We start from the raw sequence: 19,290 nt of genomic DNA, 5'->3' as shown, positions 1-19,290 counted from the left end.
CGATTTTTCAACGACGCTTGCGTTCGGTCCTGTGCCGTCCCTTGCGTCCTTCAGATGGAGCCGGCGTGCGCAGAACGCAGTGCCGGATGAGGCCATGACCGTTCAAACCAGCAAGCGTCCCGCGGCGATACGCGTGGTGATCCCGTTCGTGTTCCGGCACTGGCTCGAACAGCCCGCCCGCGCCAGCGTTGTTGCCGGCGGTTTGCTGGGCGCGACCGCAGCCGACCTGTTCATGCCGCTGTTCTCCGGCCATCTGGTCGATGCGCTGACCCAAGGCGCGTCTGATCCGGCTGCGCGCCGCGCGGCGATGATCGCCTTTGGCGGCATCGTGGCGCTGGGCGCGCTGTCGATGGTGCTGCGGCTGATCGGCCTGCAGGCGATTGTGCCGTTCACGCTGAAGATCATGTCCGACGTGTCGCGCGACGCCTTCATGCGGGTGCAGCGCTTCTCGACCGATTGGCACGCCAACTCATTTGCCGGCTCGACCGTGCGCAAGATCACGCGCGGCATGTGGGCGCTCGACCTGCTCAACGACACCATCCTGATGGCGCTGGCGCCGTCGCTGACGGTGCTGTTGGGCTCGATGATTCTGCTCGGGCTGCACTGGCCCTCGCTCGGGGCGGTCATCGCGGTCGGCACGCTGATCTATGTCGCGATGACGATCGCGTTTTCGATGAATTACATCGCCCCTGCCGCGCGCGTCTCCAACGCCTGGGACACCAAGGTCGGCGGCACGCTGGCGGATGCCCTGACCTGCAACGCGGTGGTGAAATCCTTTGGCGCGGAAGCGCGCGAGGACGGGCGGCTGGCCGGCGTGATCGGCCGCTGGCGCACGCGGGTGCGGCGGACCTGGATACGCTACAACTACACCTCGACGGCGCAGCTCGCGGTGCTGCTGTGCTTTCGCACGTCCGTGATCGGCGGCGCGATCCTGCTGTGGATCGCGGGCCGCGCCACGCCGGGCGACGTCACCTATGTCTTGACCAGCTATTACATCATCCATGCCTACCTGCGTGATGTCGGCATGCACATCAACAATCTGCAGCGTTCGGTGAACGACATGGAGGAGCTAGTCGCGATCCACGCCGAGCCGATCGGCATCGCGGATGCGCCCGACGCCAGGCCGATCGATATCCAGGGCGGCCGCATCGTGTTCGACGCCGTGACGTTCCATTACGGCGGACATCGCGATCCCTTGTATGACGGCCTGTCGGTGGACATCCGCGCCGGCGAGCGTGTCGGTCTGGTCGGCCGTTCCGGCTCGGGCAAGACGACATTTGTAAAGCTGGTGCAGCGGCTCCACGACATCGGCGGCGGCAGGATCCTGATCGACGGTCAGGACATCGCCAAGGCGACGCAGCATTCGCTGCGCAGCCAGATCGCGATCGTGCAGCAGGAGCCGATCCTGTTTCATCGATCATTGGCCGAGAACATCGCCTATGGCAGGCCCGGCGCCAGCATGGCGGCGGTCGAGCAGGCGGCGCGGCTGGCGAACGCGCATGAGTTCATCCTGCGGCTGCCGAAGGGTTACGGCACGCTGGTCGGTGAACGCGGCGTCAAGCTGTCGGGCGGCGAACGGCAGCGCGTCGCGCTGGCGCGGGCGTTCCTGGCGGATGCGCCGGTGCTGATCCTGGACGAGGCGACTTCCAGCCTCGACTCGGAGTCCGAAGGCCTGATCCAGCAGGCGATGGAGCGGCTGATGAAAGGCCGCACCTCGATTGTGATCGCGCACCGGCTGTCGACGGTGCGCAGCCTCGACCGGATCCTGGTGTTCGATCGCGGCGAGATCGTCGAGCAGGGCACCCACGCGATGCTGACGGCGCGCGCGGGGGGCATCTATCGCGGGCTGTTCGAGCGGCAGGCGACGGAGTTCGGCCGCATTACGGCGGCGGAGTAAAATGGCATTGCGGCGCGCGGCCTTCGGATGTTCGAAAGCCGCGCGCGCGAGCGTTTTCAAGCGAAGCATGCCCCCGGACTTGATCCGGGGGTAGCTACCGGTTCGCGTAAAGAAACCGCGTCAATACAAAAAGATGGAGCCCCGTTCCGGTTCAATCGGAACAGGCTCCAGGGGCGGATTTGAAATGAAAGACCTTACGCAAGGCTCGATCGTGAGCCACATCCTGAGCATGGCGCCGCCGATCGTCGCCGGCATGATCACGATCATGATTTGCCAGCTCGTCGATCTGTATTTCGTGGCGGGGCTTGGTGATGCCGCCGTCGCGGGCGTGGCGGCGGCGGGCAATCTGGCATTCCTCATCAACGGGCTGATGCAGGTGCTCGGCGTCGGCACCGGCGCGCTCATTTCGCAGGCCGTCGGCCGCAAGGACCGGGCCGACGCCAATCTGGTGTACAATCAGTCGCTCGGCCTGGCGGTCGTGTGCGGATTGCTGACCTGGGTTGCAGTATCTGTGTTCGCCGGCGGTTACATGCGGACGGTGGCCGCCGACGAGGCCACCGTCGCTGCGGGCACGACATATCTGCTCTGGTTCGTTCCGGCGTTGGTGCTGCAGTTCGTCACGCAGGTGATGGGGGCCGCGCTGCGCGGCACGGGCATCGTGCGGCCGATCATGATCGTGCAAATATCAGTGGTGATGATCAATATCGCGCTGGCGCCGGTCCTCATCTCGGGCTGGGGAACCGGCCGCCCGTTTGGCGTCGCGGGCGCCGGACTTGCGAGCTCGATTGCGATGCTGTTCGCCGTGTTGATGCTGTGGATGTATTTCCGCAGGCTGGAGCGCTATGTCGGCGTCGATCGCGCGCAGCTGCGGCCGCAGGCCCGGCACTGGCAGCGCATCCTCAATGTCGGCCTGCCGGCCGGCGGCGAGTTCGCGATCATCTTCATCTGGATGGGCGTCATCTATTACGCCTTGCGCGATTTCGGGGCGGCGGCGCAGGCCGGCTTCGGCATCGGCACGCGCGTGCTCGGCCTGATCCAGATGCCGGCGCTGGCCATAGCGCTCGCCGCGGGGCCAATCGCCGGGCAGAATTTCGGCGCCGGCAACGCCGCACGCGTGAAGGAAACCTTCGCCAAGGCGGCGGTGATCGCCACGATCGTGATGATCGTTTTCACGATCCTGGCGCAATGCTGGCCCGGGCTGCTGCTCGGCGGCTTCGCGAGCGACGCGCAGACGATAGCGGTCGCCGTCGTGTTCCTGCAATTGGTCTCGCTCAATCTCGTCGCACAGGGATTGAACTTCGTGTGCTCCAGCATGTTCCAGGGACTGGGCAACACCAAACCGGTGCTGCTGAGTTCCGGCGTACGTCTGGTCACCTACGCCTTGCCGGTACTCTGGCTGTCTGCAAGGCCGGGGTTTCGCATTGAGTACGCGTGGTACATATCGAACCTGACAACGACGCTGCAAGCCGCATTGAGTTTGTGGTTGCTGCATCTGGAGTTCAGGAAACGCCTGACGCCGCTCAAGTCGGCGTTGCCGGCGGTGTGACGCCTGGAACTGACGCCAGCTCCGAACGATCGGGCGCTTTGCGCCCGCGCGTGCGCGTCGAGATCGCGACGGTTGCGACCACGCCGGCGGCGAACAGCACGATCTGCGGCGTGATGGTCTCGTCGTTGAAAATCGCCGCGAGTGCAAACACGACGAAGGGCTGCAGCAATTGCACCTGCGACACCCGCGCGATGCCGCCCATCGCCATGCCGGCGTTCCAGGCAAAGAAGCCGATCCATTGCGAGAACAGCGCGACATAGAGCAGCCCCAGCCACGGTTTTAGGGGGATGTGGGTGAGATCAGCCGGCATCGTCAGCGCGGCGGCCGGGATCGAGAGCGGCAGTGCGATCACCAGCACCCAGCTGATGACTTCCCAGCCCGGCATCTGCGCGGTGAGCCGGCCGGAGAAGGCGTAGCCGATGCCGGACACGACGACCGCCGCAAGCAGGAACAGGTCGCCGCTCGACAGTTCACCGCCGCCTTGCCGCAGCGCAAAGGCAATCACCAATGCGGCGCCCGCGAACGAGGCGATCCAGAACAGTGGCCGCGGCCGCTCATGGGTGATCATGACCGCGACCAGGGCGGTCGCGATCGGCATGATCCCGAACACCACGCCGCCATGCGAGGCATCGACGGTCTGCACCCCCACCGACATCAGGAACGGGAAGAGGATGGCGACGCAGATCATCGTGATGACGAGTTGCGGCCACAGCGCGCGCGGCGGCAGCGGGCGGCGCAGCACGACCAGCAGGATCAGCGAGCACAGCCCGGCGATCAGGGTGCGCAGCGAGGTCAGAGCAATCGGATCAATGGCCGACACCGCGATCCGCGTCGCCGGCAGCGTGCCGCCGAAGATCAGCACGCCGATAAAACCCAGCAACAGACCGAGACGTGTGCGTGAAAAAGTTGGAGGGGTCATGATGCGACTGGATAACTGTTTTACAGATCAGCGTACAGCAATCTACTCGGAGCACATGGCCGCCATGCGCTGCTAACTCGGAGCAATGCCGCTCCACACCAGTGCGAGTCCGGACACAAACAGCAGGCCGAGCACGATGTCGTAGAAATTGCGATCGCTGAGCGCCTGATAAACGCGCGCGCCGATCCGTGCGCCGATCAAAGTGCCTGGCAGCGCCAGCAGCGCGAGCCAGAACACTTCCGTCTTGACGAAGCCATTGGCGATCTGCAGCAGCAAGGCGGCGCCGAGCACGGTGCCGTTGAAGATCTGGAATACGCCGCGGCGCTGATCCTTGGTCCAGCCGCGCACGCTGGCCCACAGGGTCGGCAGCGGGCCGGACAGCCCGGCGAGGCCGCCCAGGATGCCCCCGGCAAATCCAACGGCCGCGTCCGCCGGCTTGCCGCCGAAGGCGAACGCCATCGGCTTGCGAACGAAGAACAGCGCGGCCGGAAACACCAGCAGCATCACGCCCACGCTCAATTTGAATATTTGCGGCTCGGCCTGCGCGACCAGCAGCGCACCGATCGGCATGCCGGCGAGCCCGCCGATGACGAACGGCGCGGCCAGTTTGAAGTCGAGAACCTTCCACATCGTCGGCAGCGTCGAGATCTGCGAGCTGACCGAACAGATCAGCACCAAGGGGACGGCCAGCGACGGCGGCAGCACATAGAGCCAGATCCCTAGCGCCATCAGCGCCGTTCCGAAACCGGCAAGCCCGGAGACGAAGCCGCCGGCAAGCGCGCCAAAAAGCAACAGCGCGTAGGTGGACGTTTCCAACCGCTTTTTCCTTCGTCATTCCCCGATGCGCAATAGCGCATCTGAGGGCGCGAAGCGAACCCGGAATCTCGAGATTCCGGGTCTGGTCCTTCGGACCATCCCGGAATGACGTCGTTGAATTTAGCGCGACATTTACACGACGCCGCCAGCGGGTACTATCGCAATTCAAGCCTTCAACAATAACTTCACGGAAACGCCCCGATGAGCTCAACCTCCGCAAAGACATTCCTTGTTTGTCACGGCGCGTGGTCCGCGGGCTGGGCGTGGAAGAAGATGCACCCGCTGATGCGCGCCGCCGGGCATCGGCTGGTGACGCCGAGCTATACCGGGCTTGGCGAACGCGCGCATCTGGCAAACCCCTCGATCGATCTCGAAACCCATATCGAGGACATGCTCAACGTCATCAAATATGAGGATCTGCGCGACATCGTTCTGGTCGGCCACAGCTATGGCGGCATGGTCGCGACCGGCGTGGCCGATCGCGCCAGGGATCGCGTTACGCAGCTGATCTACGTCGACGCCTTCGTGCCGGAGGATGGACAGTCGCTGTTCGACATCAACGAACCGGGCCGGCAGCCGATGCTGGATGGCGCGAAGAAGGGGGATGGCTGGCGCATTCCACCGATGACGTCGCCGCCGGACACCGCGGCTGAAGACGTCGAATGGCTGGCTGCGCGCCGCGTTCCAATGCCGGTCAAATGCTTCGAGACCAGGCTCAAGCTGCAAGGTGGCACACTGACGCTGCCACGCAGTTACATCTACGCCACCCGCTTCCCGCCGGCCGACACGTTCGGTCCGTTTGCGAGGCGAACCAGGAACGAGGCGGGCTGGCGCTATTTCGAGATCGATGCCAGCCACGCGCCGAACGTCACCGCGCCGGAAGCGTTGATGGCGCTGTTGGAGAAGATCGTGGCGTGAAATAACGGGAGGTCAGAGCCATGGCAGCCAGGGCGACGGCAGTCATCGAGAAGTGGTCGACCAGTGTGGTCGAACCGGAGCGGCGGCTGGACTACTGGATCGGCGCCGTCTGCGAATGCTTTCTCGAGATGGACGTCACGACGCCGGTCAGGTCGGGCTTCGACTGCTCGGTTCAGCGCGGGCAACTCGACACCATCGGCGTCAATCGCGTCGAGGGCTCGGCGCAGCACGTCTACCGCAGGAAAGCCAGCCTCGCACGCAGTGCGTCGAACTACTATTACCTTCTATGCAAGACCGACAACGACTGGACGGTCATGCAAAATGGCCATCGGTCGATCTTGCAGCCGTACGATCTCGTGCTGCTGGACTCCCGGCGCTGCTATGAATTCAACTTTCCGGTGACTTCCAATACGCTGTCGCTGGAACTGCCGATCCCCTGGGTTGAATCGTGGCTCGTCGATCCCGAACGGCGGGCCGGGCAGCGGATCGACGGGCGCACCGGCTGGGGCGCGGCGCTCAGCGCCTTTGCATGCCAGCTGTCGCCGCATCTGGCGGTCAGTCTGCCGCTGCCCGCGCAGGTTCTCACCGACCAGCTCGGCGGGCTGCTGGCGCTGGCGGCGGGCAGCGAGATTCCAGCCACGCCGTCGGAGCGGCGCGAGGCGGGCAACCTGCTGGATCAGATCGGCCGCGCCATCCGGTTGCTCTACGCCGAACCGGGGTTGACGGCCGCTTCCGTCGCGGAGCATCTGCGTGTTTCGGAGCGGACGGTGCATCGCTGCCTCAACAAGTCAGGCCTGACGTTTAGCGGCATGCTGAACGACTGCAGGATGGCGGTCGCGCGCAGGATGCTGAGTGAAGCGCGGTTCGATCACATCGGTGTCGGCGGGATAGGATTGCGCGTCGGCCTGTCCGATCCGTCCCATTTCATTCGCCAATGCCGCAGATATTTCGGCATGACACCGGCCGCATTCAGGCGACAGCGCTGACCCGTTCTGGCAAAGTCCCTGGCGTAAATCGGCGATGATGGTGGCTTAGTCCGGCCATCCGGCATAATCTGTCGGGCCTATCAAATCCACTTCCATAAACGGGGGAGACGGAAATGGCAGGCCTTTACGTTCTTGTGCACGGCGCGTGGCACACCGGTGCCGAAATGGATGCCGTCGCCGGACACTTGCGCAAGTACGGCCATGCCGTGCATTGCCCGACGGTTGCCGGCAACAACGCGGGCGACGATCGCGACAAGATCGGGCTGGAACAGGCGATCGCGTCGGTTGCCGCCTACATCGAAAAGAACGATCTGCGGGATATCTGGCTGGTGGGCCACAGCTATGGGGGAATGCTGATTTCAGGCGTTGCCGATCGGCTGACGGATCGCATCAAGCGTCTCGTCTATGTCAATGCCTTCGTCCCGCTGGACGGGCAGTGTCTCAACGACATGGTGCCGCCGCATTATGTCGGGCTGTTCGATGCGGTGGCCGCCGCCAACAAGAACGCCGTCATGCTGCCGTTTGAAATCTGGCGCGATGCCTTCATCAACGACGCCGACCTCGATCTGGCAAAGTCTGCGTTCGCCAAACTCAACCCGCATCCCTACAAGACGTTCACCGATAAGATCGCGCTGAAGCGTCCGCTGGCGGAGCTGCCGGTCGGCAAATCCTACGTCAACTGCCGCCAGGATATCGCCTTGCCGCACAGCCTGCCGTGGCATCCACGGTTGTCGGAGCGCCTCGGCCTGTTTCGCCTCGTCGAGTGCGACGGCAGCCATGAAATGTTCTTCAGCAATCCGGCTCGGCTCGCGCAGGCGATCGAGGAGGCGGCGCGCGACTGAACTTCCCGAGCACGCGCGCGCATCGGTGCGAAAAATGGCGAGGGGTCCGGCGCGTTACGCCGAACCCCTCATTTTAGAAACATCAGCCAGCCTGTAAGCCGGGTTTTGTAGGGCACCACTCACTTTCGCGAGTGATACGTGACGGCCATTCCTCTGGGACCATGTTTGCACATGGCCTCGAGCAACCTACCCGGACGGCGAGCCTGACATCGCCCTGCGGCGTTTTCGCTTTCGCGAACTGCCCGCGTTGCCGTCCCTATTCGGTTTTGCTCCCGGTGTGGTTTGCCATGCCGGTTCCGTTGCCGGACCCGCGGTGCGCTCTTACCGCACCTTTTCACCCTTGCCCTCTCCCAAGGAGAAGGCGGTTCGTTCTCTGTGGCACTTTCCCTGGGGTCGCCCCCGCCGGACGTTATCCGGCACCGTATGTCGATGGAGCCCGGACTTTCCTCTCCCGCAGCCTTTCGACCGTAGCGGGAGCGGCCGTCCGGCCGACTGACCCCTTACGCATGGCGGCTGGGCGGCGTGGCGTCAAGCCACGAAACGGAGCAAAATAAACTATCCTGAAGATGTCGTTTCGCGTCCGGCCCGTTCGACTGGGTGTCGGCGATCCAGCCGATCAAGAGGAGTAGAGCGATGCAGTATCTGTTGATGATCTATCGGAGCGAAGCCGAGCTTGGCAAAATGGACGCCGCGGGGCGCCAGCAAATGATGACGGACTACGGCGCGTTCACCCAGTCCATCGTTCAGAGCGGCCATTTCAAGGCCGGCGACGGCCTGCAGCCGTCGACGACCGCAACCACCGTGCGCGTTCGCGACGGCAAGACCCTGACGACCGACGGTCCGTTCGCGGAAACGCGTGAGCAGCTCGGCGGCTATTATCTGGTCGAGGCCAAGGATCTCGACACCGCGCTGGCCATCGCCGCGCGCATTCCCGGCGCCAAGACAGGTTCGATCGAGGTGCGGCCGGTCATGGTTTATGATTGACGGCGAAGCCGTCATTCCGGGGCGCGAAGCGAACTACGATGTGCAATTGCACATCGGAGAATCTCGAGATTCCGGGTTCGTCCTTCGGACGCCCCGGAATGACGATGTAGGGCGCCATGACCCCGGTTGAGACCGAAAAAATCTTCCGCGACGAGGCGGGCAGGGTGTTGGCGACCCTGATCCGCCTCGTCGGCGATTTTGATCTCGCCGAGGATGCCCTGCAGGACGCGTTCGCGGTGGCGCTGGAGCGCTGGTCCACCGCCAATCTGCCATCCAATCCGCGCGCATGGCTGGTCAATGTCGGGCGCAACAAAGCGATCGATCGCGTCCGCCGAAACGTCGCGTTTCGCGGCAAGCAGCAGGAGCTGACGCGCGAAATCCTGCTGAATGCGTCGGCGCCTGACGAGGCTGCCGACAACGTGCTCGACGACGACATGCTGCGGCTGATCTTCACCTGCTGCCATCCGTCCTTTGCGGCGGAAGTGCAGGTGGCGCTGACGCTGCGCACCGTGTGCGGACTCTCGACAGCGCAGGTGGCGCGGGCGTTCCTCGCGAGCGAAGACGCGATGGCGCAGCGGCTGGTGCGCGCGAAACAAAAAATCCGCCTCGCCGGCATCGCCTACGAAGTACCGGAACGCGAAGCACTGGAGCCGCGCCTGCGCGGCGTGCTCGCGGTGATCTATCTGGTCTTCACCGAAGGCTATGCCGCGACCTCGGGCGACGATCTGATGCGACCTGATCTGGCGCGCGAAGCGATCCGGCTGGCGCGGCTGCTCGACGCGCTGATGCCCGGCCGCGGCGAGATCAAGGGATTGCTGGCGCTGATGTTGCTGCATGATTCCCGCCGCGCCGGCCGCGAGACCGCGGGCGGCGACATCGTGCTGCTGGAAGAGCAGGACCGTTCACTGTGGGATCAGGCCCAGATCGCGGAAGGCTTGAAGCTGGTGGAAGAGGCGTTGCGGGTGCCGGGGCGGCCGCAATCCTATGCGGTGCAGGCCGCGATCGCAGCGCTGCACGCGCGTGCGCCGAATTATAACGACACCGATTGGCCGCAGATCGCCGGCCTCTATGAGGTGCTGCTGCGGATCAGCCCGTCGCCGGTGATCGAACTCAATCACGCCGCCGCGGTGTCGATGGTCGATGGGCCGGCGCGGGCACTCGACCTGATCGATGCGCTGGAGGCGCGTGGCGGGTTGAAAGGGTATGAGTTGCTGCCGGCCGTCCGCGCCGATCTCTTGCGCCGCCTTGGCCGGCGTGACGCGGCGCGGGAAGCCTATCAGGCAGCCACATCAGCGACGCAACTGGAGCCGCTGCGGCGGCTTTATGCACGGCGGATGGCAGAGCTCGACGAACTCTAGCCGTCATTGCGAGCGCAGCGAAGCAACCCATAGCTCGCCAAGCCGAAGCATGGATTGCTTCGTCGCTTTGCTCCTTTGCGCAAACGCTTCGCGTTTGTCGCAGGCAATGACGGTCGAATGCTCTCGCTTAATCTACTTCGCCGCGACGGCGGTCGGCGTCGCATCGGCCGGCAAAGTGGCCAGCAGCGCGTGCAGCGTGCTCATGGTCGAATGATCGGCGATGCCGTCGACGCGGGCCGGGCGGAAGTGGCGCTGGAACGCGGTGACCACTTCCATGGTCGGGCCGTCGTACTTGCCGTGGTTCGGCACCTGGTAGCCGTAGCGCGCCAGGGCAGTCTGCAGGCCAGCGACATCGTCGCTGATGCTGCCGAGCTTGAGCGATTCGCCGCGCACGATCGGCGCCGGCTGCACCCAATGGCCGACGCCGGAATTGGCCAGCGAATGCCACGGGAATTTCTCGCCGGGATCCTTTTTGCGCGCAGGCGCGACGTCGGAATGCGCGAGCACGCGATGCGGCGGCACGTTGCGGCGGAGCATGATGCCGCGGCACAGCGCGATCACGGCGGCGACCTGGCGCAGCGGAAAATCCGGATAGCCCCAGTCGTGACCGCGATTGATGATCTCGACCCCGATCGAGCAGGAGTTGATGTCTTCTTCGCCGGCCCAGAACGACACGCCGGCATGCCAGGCGCGCTTGCTCTCGGGCACGGATTGCACGATGCGGCCGTCTTCCAGCACGATGTAATGTGCCGAGACGTCGGTTCCGGCCGTGCAGAGCTGGGCGATCGCGCCTTCCACATCCGGCATGCCGGTGTAGTGCAGCAGGATCATGTCGGGCAGGCGGCCCTTGTTGCGGTCGCCATAGTTCGCCGACGGAATCACGTCGGAGGCAATCGAGGAATCCGGGGTAAAAGTCTTCATGTCCGCGTTAGCCCTGGGAACGGGAAGGGCGCGTTGACGCTTCGAATCAATACCAGCGGACGTGAACGAACCAGCAGCCATTATATGAGCTCAAACCGGGCAGGAGAACGACAACCCGCAAATTTTACAAAATATCGATGTTTACTATTCCTTTACCAAGTCATCCGCGCAATCCGGCAGCCGCGCCCGGTTTCGTATTTTGACCGAGTGTGTGCGGCGGGCATCACTGTCTGCGCCAGGTGAGCCGGGCATCACTGCCTTCACGAGGTGAGCCGTTACTGGCTGGGCCAGTGAGCCGGGACATCACCGGCCTGCAGTAGTAAAAAAGCGCGTAAAAGCCGCGGCCGATCATCAACGCTTTCTTAACGCTAAGTGCCGTTACTAAGTGATGAAGAGCCGAACCGGTTTTGGGGACGGCCGAGGCCCTCTTTCACGCTCGAAAAGCCATGGCAGCCCAGCAAATTCCGTCCGGAAAACAGGGGTTGCGGGCTGGGGTTGATGACAGCAGTCGCGCCTCGCAGCGGGTTTTTGGCCGGAACAGCCCGGCAAAGCGCAGGGATTTGAGGCGCAATGGGCCGGTTGGCGTCCAGTTTCAGTTGTGCACGTTGGAATACGCTGAAGGCCGGCGAATGACCCCGGCTGCCTCCCGCCATATCCCCGTTCTCGGCCGCGAGGCGGTCGAGATGCTTGGCCCCCGCGACGGCGGCATCTATGTCGATGCCACCTTCGGCGCCGGCGGCTACAGCCGCATGATCCTGCAAACCGCTGGAACCCGGGTGATCGGTATCGACCGCGACCGGTCGGCGATTACTGGCGGGTTCGATCTGGTCGACCAGGCCGATGGCGGGCTGACGCTGGTCGAGGACCGGTTTTCCAATCTCGCCGAGGTCTGTACCGCGCAGGGCGTTGATGCCGTCGATGGCGTCGTGATGGACGTCGGCGTCTCCTCGATGCAGCTCGACCAGGCCGAGCGCGGCTTCTCGTTCCGGCTCGGTGGCCCGCTCGACATGCGGATGGGCCATGACGGCCCGACCGCGGCGGACGTGGTCGCGAAAGCCTCCGAAGCCGATCTCGCCAACATCATCTACATCTTCGGCGAGGAGCGTCACTCCCGCGGCGTCGCGCGCGCCATCGTCGCCGCCCGCAAGGAAGCGCCGATCACGACCACGAAGGCGCTCGCCGACATCGTCGGCAAGGTGGTCCGCTCCAAGCCGAACGAAATTCATCCGGCGACGCGGACGTTCCAGGGCTTGCGGATTTTCGTCAACGCGGAACTGGACGAGCTGCATCTGGCGCTGTCGGCGGCGGAACGCGTGCTGAAGCCGGGCGGCCGGCTGGTCGTGGTGTCGTTTCATTCGCTGGAAGACCGCATCGTCAAGGATTTCCTTAACCAGCGCGGCAAGTCCGGCGGCGGATCGCGGCATCTGCCCGAGGTCGCGCAGGCCGTTCCGAGTTTCCAGATTCTGACCAAGCGTCCGGTCACGCCGAATGAGGCGGAGATATCGGCCAATCCGCGTGCACGGTCCGCCAAACTGCGCGCCGCCGAGCGGACCGTGGCGCCGGCGCATGCCGCAGACGCACTGCCGGCGTGGCCGACCATCGACAGCGTCATGAGGGGAGGCTGATCATGCGGATCATCCACCTCCTCGTGATCGGCATGCTGGTGTTCGCCGCCTCCTATGTCTACCGGATCAAGATGGAATCGACCTCGCGCACCGAGCGCGTGCTGCGGCTGAACGCGGAAATCCGCGAGCAGCGCGACGCCATTGCTGGGCTCCGCGCCGAATGGGCCAAGCTCGACGCGCCGCTGCGGCTGCAGGGCCTTGCCGACCGCCACCTTCCGCTGAAGTCGCTGGTCGCCACGCAATATGACCAGTTGAAGAACCTGCCGGAACGGCCGCCCAGCTTTGCAAGGCCAGGCGCGCCCGATCCGATCGGCGCGATGATCAATACCATCGAGGCTGCCACCGATGCGCCGACCGTGACCGGCTCGGTGCCCGCGCCGGGAGATCAGCGATGACCGATCAGGCGCTTGTCACCAGCCGACCTGCCAAGCCTGCCGAGCCCTGGCGTCAGCGGCTGATCCGCAGCGTGCTCTACGGGCGCAATGTCGATCGCGCGGCGAAGGCGCGCGCGCGCGTCGGATTTGCGGTGCTGGCGTTCGCATTGGTGTACGCCATCATTGCCGGACGCCTCGTCATGTTTGCGATCGGCGCCGACAGCCACAGCTCGGCCCGCACCGGCTCGCGGGACGCGATCGCGACCGCGCGGCCCGACATCGTCGATCGTAACGGCGAGATATTGGCGACCGACGTCAAGTCGCCGAGCCTGTTCGGCGAACCGCGCCGCATCATCGACAAGGACGAGGCGATCGAGCTTCTGACCGCGACATTGCCCGATCTCGACACGACCGAGGTGCGCGAGCGGTTGTCGTCGCGCAAGGGCTTTGTGTGGCTGAAGCGCGAGATCACGTCGAAGCAGCAGCAGGCGATTCATCGCCTCGGCATTCCCGGCATCGGCTTCCTGCGCGAGAACAAGCGCGTCTATCCGACCGGTGCGTCGGTCGCCCATCTGATCGGTCTGGTCAATATCGACAACCAGGGCATCGCCGGGATGGAGAAGTGGCTCGACAATAACGGATTGGCCGATCTGCATCGCGCCGGCTTTGCCACCGATCGGCTGCAGCGGCCGGTGGAATTGTCGATCGATCTGCGCGTCGAGCACGCGCTGCGCGACGAACTGATGAAAGCGAAAGAGAAGTACAAGGCCAAGGCCGCCTCCGGCCTCGTCTCCAACGTCAGGACCGGCGAGATCGTCGCGCTGGTGTCGTTGCCGGATTTCGACCCGAACAACCCGAAAGAGGCGCACGACCCCGACCGCATCAACCGCCTGACCACCGGCGTGTTCGAGATGGGCTCGACCTTCAAGGCGCTGACGCTGGCGATGGCGCTGGATTCCGGCAAGGCCAACCTCAACACGCTCTACGACGGCCGGGGTGCGATGAAATACGGCAAGTTCACCATCCACGATACGCATCCCGTCGGCCGCTCGATCACGCTGTCGGAAGTATTCACGTTTTCCTCGAACGTCGGCGCGGCCAAGATCGCGCTGGGGCAGGGCGTCGAGGCGCACAAGGCGTTCCTGAAAAAGCTCGGCCAGTTGGACCGGCTGCGCACCGAACTGCCGGAAAGCACGTCGCCGATCGTGCCGAAGCGCTGGGGTGAACTCAACACCATCACCATTGCCTTCGGCCACGGCATGGCGGTGGCGCCGCTGCAGGCCGTGATGGGCATCAACGCGGTCGTCAATGGCGGCTATCTTATCCCGCCGACCTTCCTCAAGCGCTCGGAGGAAGAAGCCAGGGCGATCGGCAAGAAGGTGCTCAAGACCGAAACGTCGGACAAGATGCGGTATCTGATGCGGCTGAACGCCGAGATCGGAACCGCGAAGAAAGCCGACGTGAAGGGCTATTACATCGGCGGCAAGACCGGCACTTCGGAAAAAGTGGTCAATGGCCGCTATTCCAAGAAGCAGGTGCTCAATTCCTTCACCGCAATCTTCCCGGCCGACAACCCGCAATATCAGCTGCTGATCATGCTGGACGAGCCCAAGGCGCTGCCGGAAACCCATGGTTTCATCACCTCGGGCTGGAACACGGTGCCGACCGGCGGCAAGGTGATCGCCCGAATCGGACCGCTTTTGGGCGTCGAACCGCGCTTCGATCTGCCGACGGCAGATCGCCTCATTCTTGCGACATCGAGGACAACCCAGTAAGGCGTAGGACGACGCGCCAAGCTGCGCCCGGGCCGGACTGGACGACCATGAAACTTCGCGACCTCTTCAGCAATGATGCCGCGATCGAGCCGCAGGCCGAATCTGTCGACGTGACGGGCCTGGCGGTGGACAGCCGCGCGGTGAAGCCGGGCGATTTGTTTTTCGCGCTCGCCGGCAGCAAGACCGATGGTTCGCGCTTTGTTGATTCAGCCATTGCCGCTGGCGCGGTCGCGATCGCGGGCGAACACGCCACAAGCGATCGCGTGCCGTTTGTCACCACGCCAAATCCGCGCCGTGCGCTGGCGCTGGCGGCGGCACGGTTCTATCCGAAGCAACCCCAGACAATCGCAGCCGTCACCGGCACGAGTGGAAAAACTTCGGTCGCGGCGTTCACCCGCCAGATCTGGCAGCGGCTCGGCCACGTCTCCGCCAGCATCGGCACCATCGGGCTCGTCTCGCCGAAGCGCACCGTCTACGGCTCGCTGACGACGCCGGACCCGATCGCGCTGCATCGCCAGCTCGACGCGATCGCCGGCGATGGCGTCACCCATCTTGCCTTTGAAGCCTCGTCGCACGGGCTCGACCAATACAGGCTCGACGGCGTGCGCATCGCTGCCGGCGGCTTTACCAATTTGACGCGCGACCACATGGATTATCATCCCGACGTCGCGCATTACCTCGGCGCCAAGCTGCGGCTGTTCCGCGATCTCGTCGTGGCCGATGGAGCCGCTGTGATCTCGGCCGATCATGATTGCTCGCAACAGGTGATCGACGCCGCGCGGGAACGGAAACTGCGGATCATCGCCATCGGCCGCAACGCGGACGGTTTGGGCGAGGGAATCCGTCTGGTCGATGCAATCGTCGATGGCTTTGCGCAGAAGCTGACGCTCGAGCATCGCGGGCGCAGGCATATGATCAAGCTGCCGCTGGTCGGTGAATTCCAGATCGAGAATGCGCTGGTCGCAGCGGGGCTGGCGATCGGTACCGGCAGCGAAGCCGCGGCGGTGCTCGCCGGCCTCGAACATCTCGAAGGCGCCAAGGGCCGGCTGGAACAGGTCGGCGAACATAATGGCGCGCCGATCTTTGTCGACTACGCGCACAAGCCGGACGCGCTGGCGAAAGCGCTGCAGGCGCTGCGGCCTTATGCGAAACGAAAACTGGTCGTGGTGTTCGGTTGCGGCGGCGACCGTGACGCCGGCAAGCGTCCGCTGATGGGCGCGATCGCGGCCGAGAACGCCGACGGCGTGATCGTCACCGACGACAATCCGCGCAGCGAGAATCCCCAAAAAATCCGCGCCGCCATTCTGGACGCTGCCAGGGACGCCGCTGATATCGGCGACCGGGCGGAAGCCATCAAGGCCGGGATTGCGGCGTTGCAGCCGGGCGACGCGCTATTGATCGCGGGCAAGGGCCACGAGACCGGCCAGATCGTCGGCGACAAGACATTACCATTCAGTGATCACGACGCGGTGGCAGCCGCGCTGGCGGAGAGGAATGCATGAGCGCTGCGCCATTGTGGACGATTGCCGGGATTGCAAAGGCGCTGGGCCTTGCGGGTACATTTCCCGACACCGCGATCGATTTTGTCACGCAGGACAGCCGGCTGGTAAAACCCGGATGCCTGTTCGTGGCGCTCAGCGGCACGCCGAGCGGCGGCTTCATTTCGAGTTTCGCCAGCGCGCGCGACGGCTGGGAGTTCGCCGACAAGGCGGAAGCCGCCGGCGCGGTGGCGATGATCGTGCCGCACAGGATCGAAGGCGTGAGTGTTCCGCAGCTGATCGTCAAGGATACGCTGATCGACGGTCTCTGGGGTTTGGCGCGCGCGGCGCGGGCGCGGTTCAAGGGCCCGGTGATCGGCCTAACCGGCAGCGCCGGCAAGACCAGCACCAAGGAATATCTCGCCGCCTATCCGAACGCCTATGCCAGCCCGAGCAGTTTCAATAATTTCTGGGGCGTGCCGCTGACGCTGTGCAATGCCAGCCCGAGCGCCTCGCTGTGGGTGGTGGAAATGGGCATGAACCAGACCGGCGAAATCGCGCGGCTCAGCGAACTGACGCAGCCGACCGTGGCGCTGGTGGTCAACGTTCAGCCGGTGCATCTGGAAAAGCTCGGCAGCCTGGAGGCGATCCGGCGCGAGAAGGTGAGCATCGCGGAGGGCCTCCCGCAAAACGGCGTGCTGGTGCTGCCGACCGGCGTCGAAGCGCCGGAATGGAACGGCAAGCTTGTCCGCTTCGGCAATGGCTCGGAAGTGCATGAGTTGAAACACAGCCCGCATGGCGAAAGCTGGGACGTGTCAGCGCAAGTTGGCGGCAAACAGGTCGCGTTCGAACTGACGCCGGGCGCGCCGCATCGCCTGCAGAACGCGCTGGCCGCGCTGGCATCGATCCATGCCGCCAGCCTCGATGAAGCGGCGCTGGCCAAAGAGCTCGGCAAGGTCGGCATCATGACTGGGCGCGGGGTGGAGCAGACCGCAGCCGGCGTCACCGTGATCGACGACAGTTTCAACGGCAATCCGGCCAGCATGGTCGCGGCGCTCGACAGCCTGAAGGCGCGGCCGGTCAAGTCAGGCCGGCGTATCGCCATCATGGGTGACATGCTGGAACTCGGCCCCGACGCACCCGCCTATCATGTCAAGCTGGCCAGGGATCTGCCCGGCATCGACGGCGTCTATTGTGTCGGCCCGCTGATGCGCCATCTCTACGACCTGCTGCCGGCCAACAGCGCCCTCGGCTGGCACGACGACCCGGCCACGCTGGAGCCGCAGAAAATCGCCGCATTGTTGCAAAGCGGTGACGTCGTGGTGGTCAAGGGCAGCAAAAAGATGTTCTGGGTCAACAAGTTTGTGCCCAAGCTGCTGGCCGCCTTACAGGCAAAAGCGTAAACTGGCCGGGCTGACCCACCCGTGATTTCCGTGGTGATTCGCTGACGTGCCGCCGCGATCGTGACCAGGATTTGCTTGGTTTCTAGGATGAAAACGATTGTCAACGCGCTAGCAATGCGCTTACCCGGCAAGACGGCGCAACCAGGCCGCAACAGGGCATACTGAATGTTTTACTGGCTGATCGAACATTCCAACACCGTCCCTGCTTTCGCCCGTTTCATCACCTTCCGCAGCGGCGGGGCGATGGTGACGGGCGCGCTGTTCGTGTTCCTGTTCGGCCCCTGGATCATCGATCGCTTAAGGCTGCGGCAGCGCAAGGGCCAGCCGATCCGCACCGATGGCCCGGCGGCGCACATCATCGCCAGGAAAGGCATGCCGACGATAAGCGGGCTGATGATCCTGTCCGGCCTCGTCGTCTCGACGCTGCTGTGGGCCAACCCGCTCAATCCCTATGTCTGGATCGTGCTCGCGGTGACGCTCGGCTTCGGCTTTGTCGGCTTTTACAACGATTATCTGACGATAACGAAACAGACCCGCAGCGGTGTTGCGGGCAGGTTTGGTCTCGCTATCCAAGGCGTGATCGCGCTGATCGCCTGTTACGCGCTGGTGCGGCTCGGCCGCGACGTGACGTACACCTCGCTCGGGGTCCCCTTCCTGAAGGACGTGGTGGTCAATTTCGGCTGGTTCTTCGCGATCTTCGGCGCCCTCGTCATTGTCGGCGCCGGCAACGCGGTCAATCTCACCGACGGTCTCGACGGTCTTGCGATTGTCCTCGTCATGATCGCCGGGCTAAGCCTCAGCATGATCGCATATCTCACCGGCAACGCCGTTTTATCCGACTATCTGCAGATGAGATACGTCGCCGGCACCAGTGAACTCGCGGTGCTGTGCGGCGCGGTGCTCGGCGCCGGATTGGGATTCCTGTGGTTCAACGCGCCACCGGCGTCAACCTTCATGGGCGATACCGGTTCACTTGCGCTCGGCGGTATGCTGGGCGCCATCGCAGTCGCGGTCAAACACGAGATGCTGCTCGCCGTCATCGTCGGGTTGTTCGTGCTGCAAGCGGTATCCGTGCCGCGCAATAGGGCATATTGAATGTTTTACTGGCTGATCGAGCTTTCCAACACCGTCCCCGCTTTCTCCTTCTTGCGCGGCCTCCTCAACGTCTTTCGCTACATCACCTTCCGCACCGGCGGGGCGATGGTGACGGGCGCGCTGTTCGTGTTCCTGTTCGGTCCCTGGATCATCGATCACTTAAGGCTGCGGCAGGGCAAGGGCCAGCCGATCCGCACCGATGGTCCGGCCTCGCACATCATCGCCAAGAAGGGCACGCCGACGATGGGCGGGCTGATGATCCTGTCCGGCCTCGTCGTCTCGACGCTGCTGTGGGCCAACCCGCTCAATCCCTATGTCTGGATCGTGCTCGCGGTGACGCTCGGCTTCGGCTT

15 protein-coding genes, 1 other RNA gene and 2 pseudogenes are annotated in these 19,290 nt (G+C 64.3%); 14 read left to right on the top strand and 4 right to left on the bottom strand.

The window, feature by feature from the left end:
* Window positions 1-94 precede the first annotated feature (94 nt).
* Window positions 95-1,897: an ABC transporter ATP-binding protein gene (locus tag JQ600_RS25500; protein ID WP_212389778.1), complete on the top strand. Its 1,803-nt coding sequence runs from the start codon at window positions 95-97 to the stop codon at window positions 1,895-1,897.
* A 184-nt stretch (window positions 1,898-2,081) separates the two neighbouring features.
* Entirely contained in the window at window positions 2,082-3,443 is a 1,362-nt protein-coding gene (locus tag JQ600_RS25495) for an MATE family efflux transporter (protein WP_212389777.1), read from the top strand.
* Here JQ600_RS25495 and JQ600_RS25490 read toward each other — a convergent pair.
* Complete coding sequence (locus JQ600_RS25490; RefSeq protein WP_212389776.1) at window positions 3,418-4,362, bottom strand: DMT family transporter; 945 nt, start codon at window positions 4,360-4,362, stop codon at window positions 3,418-3,420. The two genes, JQ600_RS25495 and JQ600_RS25490, sit on opposite strands and share 26 nt — an antisense overlap.
* 72 nt (window positions 4,363-4,434) lie before the next feature.
* A complete protein-coding gene (locus JQ600_RS25485) occupies window positions 4,435-5,178 on the bottom strand; it encodes a sulfite exporter TauE/SafE family protein (RefSeq protein WP_212389775.1) in 744 nt (247 codons plus the stop codon).
* A 201-nt stretch (window positions 5,179-5,379) separates the two neighbouring features.
* On the opposite strand from JQ600_RS25485, the gene JQ600_RS25480 reads away from it, so the two are divergent.
* The 3 genes from JQ600_RS25480 to JQ600_RS25470 all read left to right on the top strand — a co-directional run bounded on the left by JQ600_RS25480 (window position 5,380) and on the right by JQ600_RS25470 (window position 7,924).
* Window positions 5,380-6,096: an alpha/beta fold hydrolase gene (locus JQ600_RS25480; RefSeq protein WP_212389774.1), complete on the top strand. Its 717-nt coding sequence runs from the start codon at window positions 5,380-5,382 to the stop codon at window positions 6,094-6,096.
* Between the two features lie 20 nt (window positions 6,097-6,116).
* Window positions 6,117-7,082, top strand: coding sequence for an AraC family transcriptional regulator (locus tag JQ600_RS25475; RefSeq protein WP_212269914.1), 966 nt, complete (start codon window positions 6,117-6,119; stop codon window positions 7,080-7,082).
* Window positions 7,083-7,195: 113 nt separating this feature from the next.
* Window positions 7,196-7,924: an alpha/beta fold hydrolase gene (locus JQ600_RS25470; RefSeq protein ID WP_212389773.1), complete on the top strand. Its 729-nt coding sequence runs from the start codon at window positions 7,196-7,198 to the stop codon at window positions 7,922-7,924.
* Window positions 7,925-8,002: 78 nt separating this feature from the next.
* Here the strand turns inward: JQ600_RS25470 and rnpB are convergent.
* An RNA gene (gene rnpB / locus JQ600_RS25465) (RNase P RNA component class A) lies at window positions 8,003-8,420 on the bottom strand.
* A 137-nt stretch (window positions 8,421-8,557) separates the two neighbouring features.
* On the opposite strand from rnpB, the gene JQ600_RS25460 reads away from it, so the two are divergent.
* Together JQ600_RS25460 and JQ600_RS25455 are read left to right on the top strand one after the other, a co-directional pair.
* Complete coding sequence (locus JQ600_RS25460) at window positions 8,558-8,908, top strand: YciI family protein (RefSeq protein ID WP_212269912.1); 351 nt, start codon at window positions 8,558-8,560, stop codon at window positions 8,906-8,908.
* 116 nt (window positions 8,909-9,024) lie between these two features.
* A complete protein-coding gene (locus tag JQ600_RS25455; RefSeq protein WP_212389772.1) occupies window positions 9,025-10,266 on the top strand; it encodes an RNA polymerase sigma factor in 1,242 nt (413 codons plus the stop codon).
* Window positions 10,267-10,398: 132 nt separating this feature from the next.
* On the opposite strand, the gene JQ600_RS25450 is transcribed toward JQ600_RS25455, so the two are convergent.
* On the bottom strand, window positions 10,399-11,268 hold the full coding sequence (locus JQ600_RS25450; RefSeq protein ID WP_212389771.1) for an N-acetylmuramoyl-L-alanine amidase: 870 nt from the start codon (window positions 11,266-11,268) through the stop codon (window positions 10,399-10,401).
* A gap of 548 nt (window positions 11,269-11,816) precedes the next feature.
* Here JQ600_RS25450 and rsmH point away from each other — a divergent pair.
* From rsmH to mraY (JQ600_RS25415), 7 genes and pseudogenes are all read left to right on the top strand, one after another.
* Window positions 11,817-12,812: a 16S rRNA (cytosine(1402)-N(4))-methyltransferase RsmH gene (gene rsmH, locus JQ600_RS25445; RefSeq protein ID WP_212389770.1), complete on the top strand. Its 996-nt coding sequence runs from the start codon at window positions 11,817-11,819 to the stop codon at window positions 12,810-12,812.
* Between the two features lie 2 nt (window positions 12,813-12,814).
* Window positions 12,815-13,207, top strand: a complete 393-nt coding sequence (locus JQ600_RS25440) for a hypothetical protein (protein ID WP_212389769.1) — start codon at window positions 12,815-12,817, stop codon at window positions 13,205-13,207.
* On the top strand, window positions 13,204-14,961 hold the full coding sequence (locus JQ600_RS25435; protein WP_212389768.1) for a penicillin-binding protein 2: 1,758 nt from the start codon (window positions 13,204-13,206) through the stop codon (window positions 14,959-14,961). Before JQ600_RS25440 ends, JQ600_RS25435 begins: the two co-directional genes overlap by 4 nt.
* 47 nt (window positions 14,962-15,008) lie before the next feature.
* Complete coding sequence (locus tag JQ600_RS25430; protein WP_212389767.1) at window positions 15,009-16,463, top strand: UDP-N-acetylmuramoyl-L-alanyl-D-glutamate--2,6-diaminopimelate ligase; 1,455 nt, start codon at window positions 15,009-15,011, stop codon at window positions 16,461-16,463.
* Window positions 16,460-17,842: a UDP-N-acetylmuramoyl-tripeptide--D-alanyl-D-alanine ligase gene (murF, locus tag JQ600_RS25425; protein WP_212389766.1), complete on the top strand. Its 1,383-nt coding sequence runs from the start codon at window positions 16,460-16,462 to the stop codon at window positions 17,840-17,842. The genes JQ600_RS25430 and murF overlap by 4 nt, the downstream gene beginning before the upstream one ends.
* 165 nt (window positions 17,843-18,007) lie before the next feature.
* Window positions 18,008-18,916: pseudogene (gene mraY / locus JQ600_RS25420) on the top strand (phospho-N-acetylmuramoyl-pentapeptide-transferase); the annotation flags it as partial.
* Window positions 18,917-18,937: 21 nt separating this feature from the next.
* A pseudogene (gene mraY / locus JQ600_RS25415) lies at window positions 18,938-19,290 on the top strand (phospho-N-acetylmuramoyl-pentapeptide-transferase); the annotation flags it as partial.

The sequence above is a fragment of the Bradyrhizobium sp. AUGA SZCCT0176 genome, assembly GCF_018130145.1.
Lineage (GTDB): Bacteria > Pseudomonadota > Alphaproteobacteria > Rhizobiales > Xanthobacteraceae > Bradyrhizobium.
The sequence above is the reverse complement of the archived record's forward strand: the minus strand, read 5'-3'. Positions and strand labels throughout refer to the sequence as shown.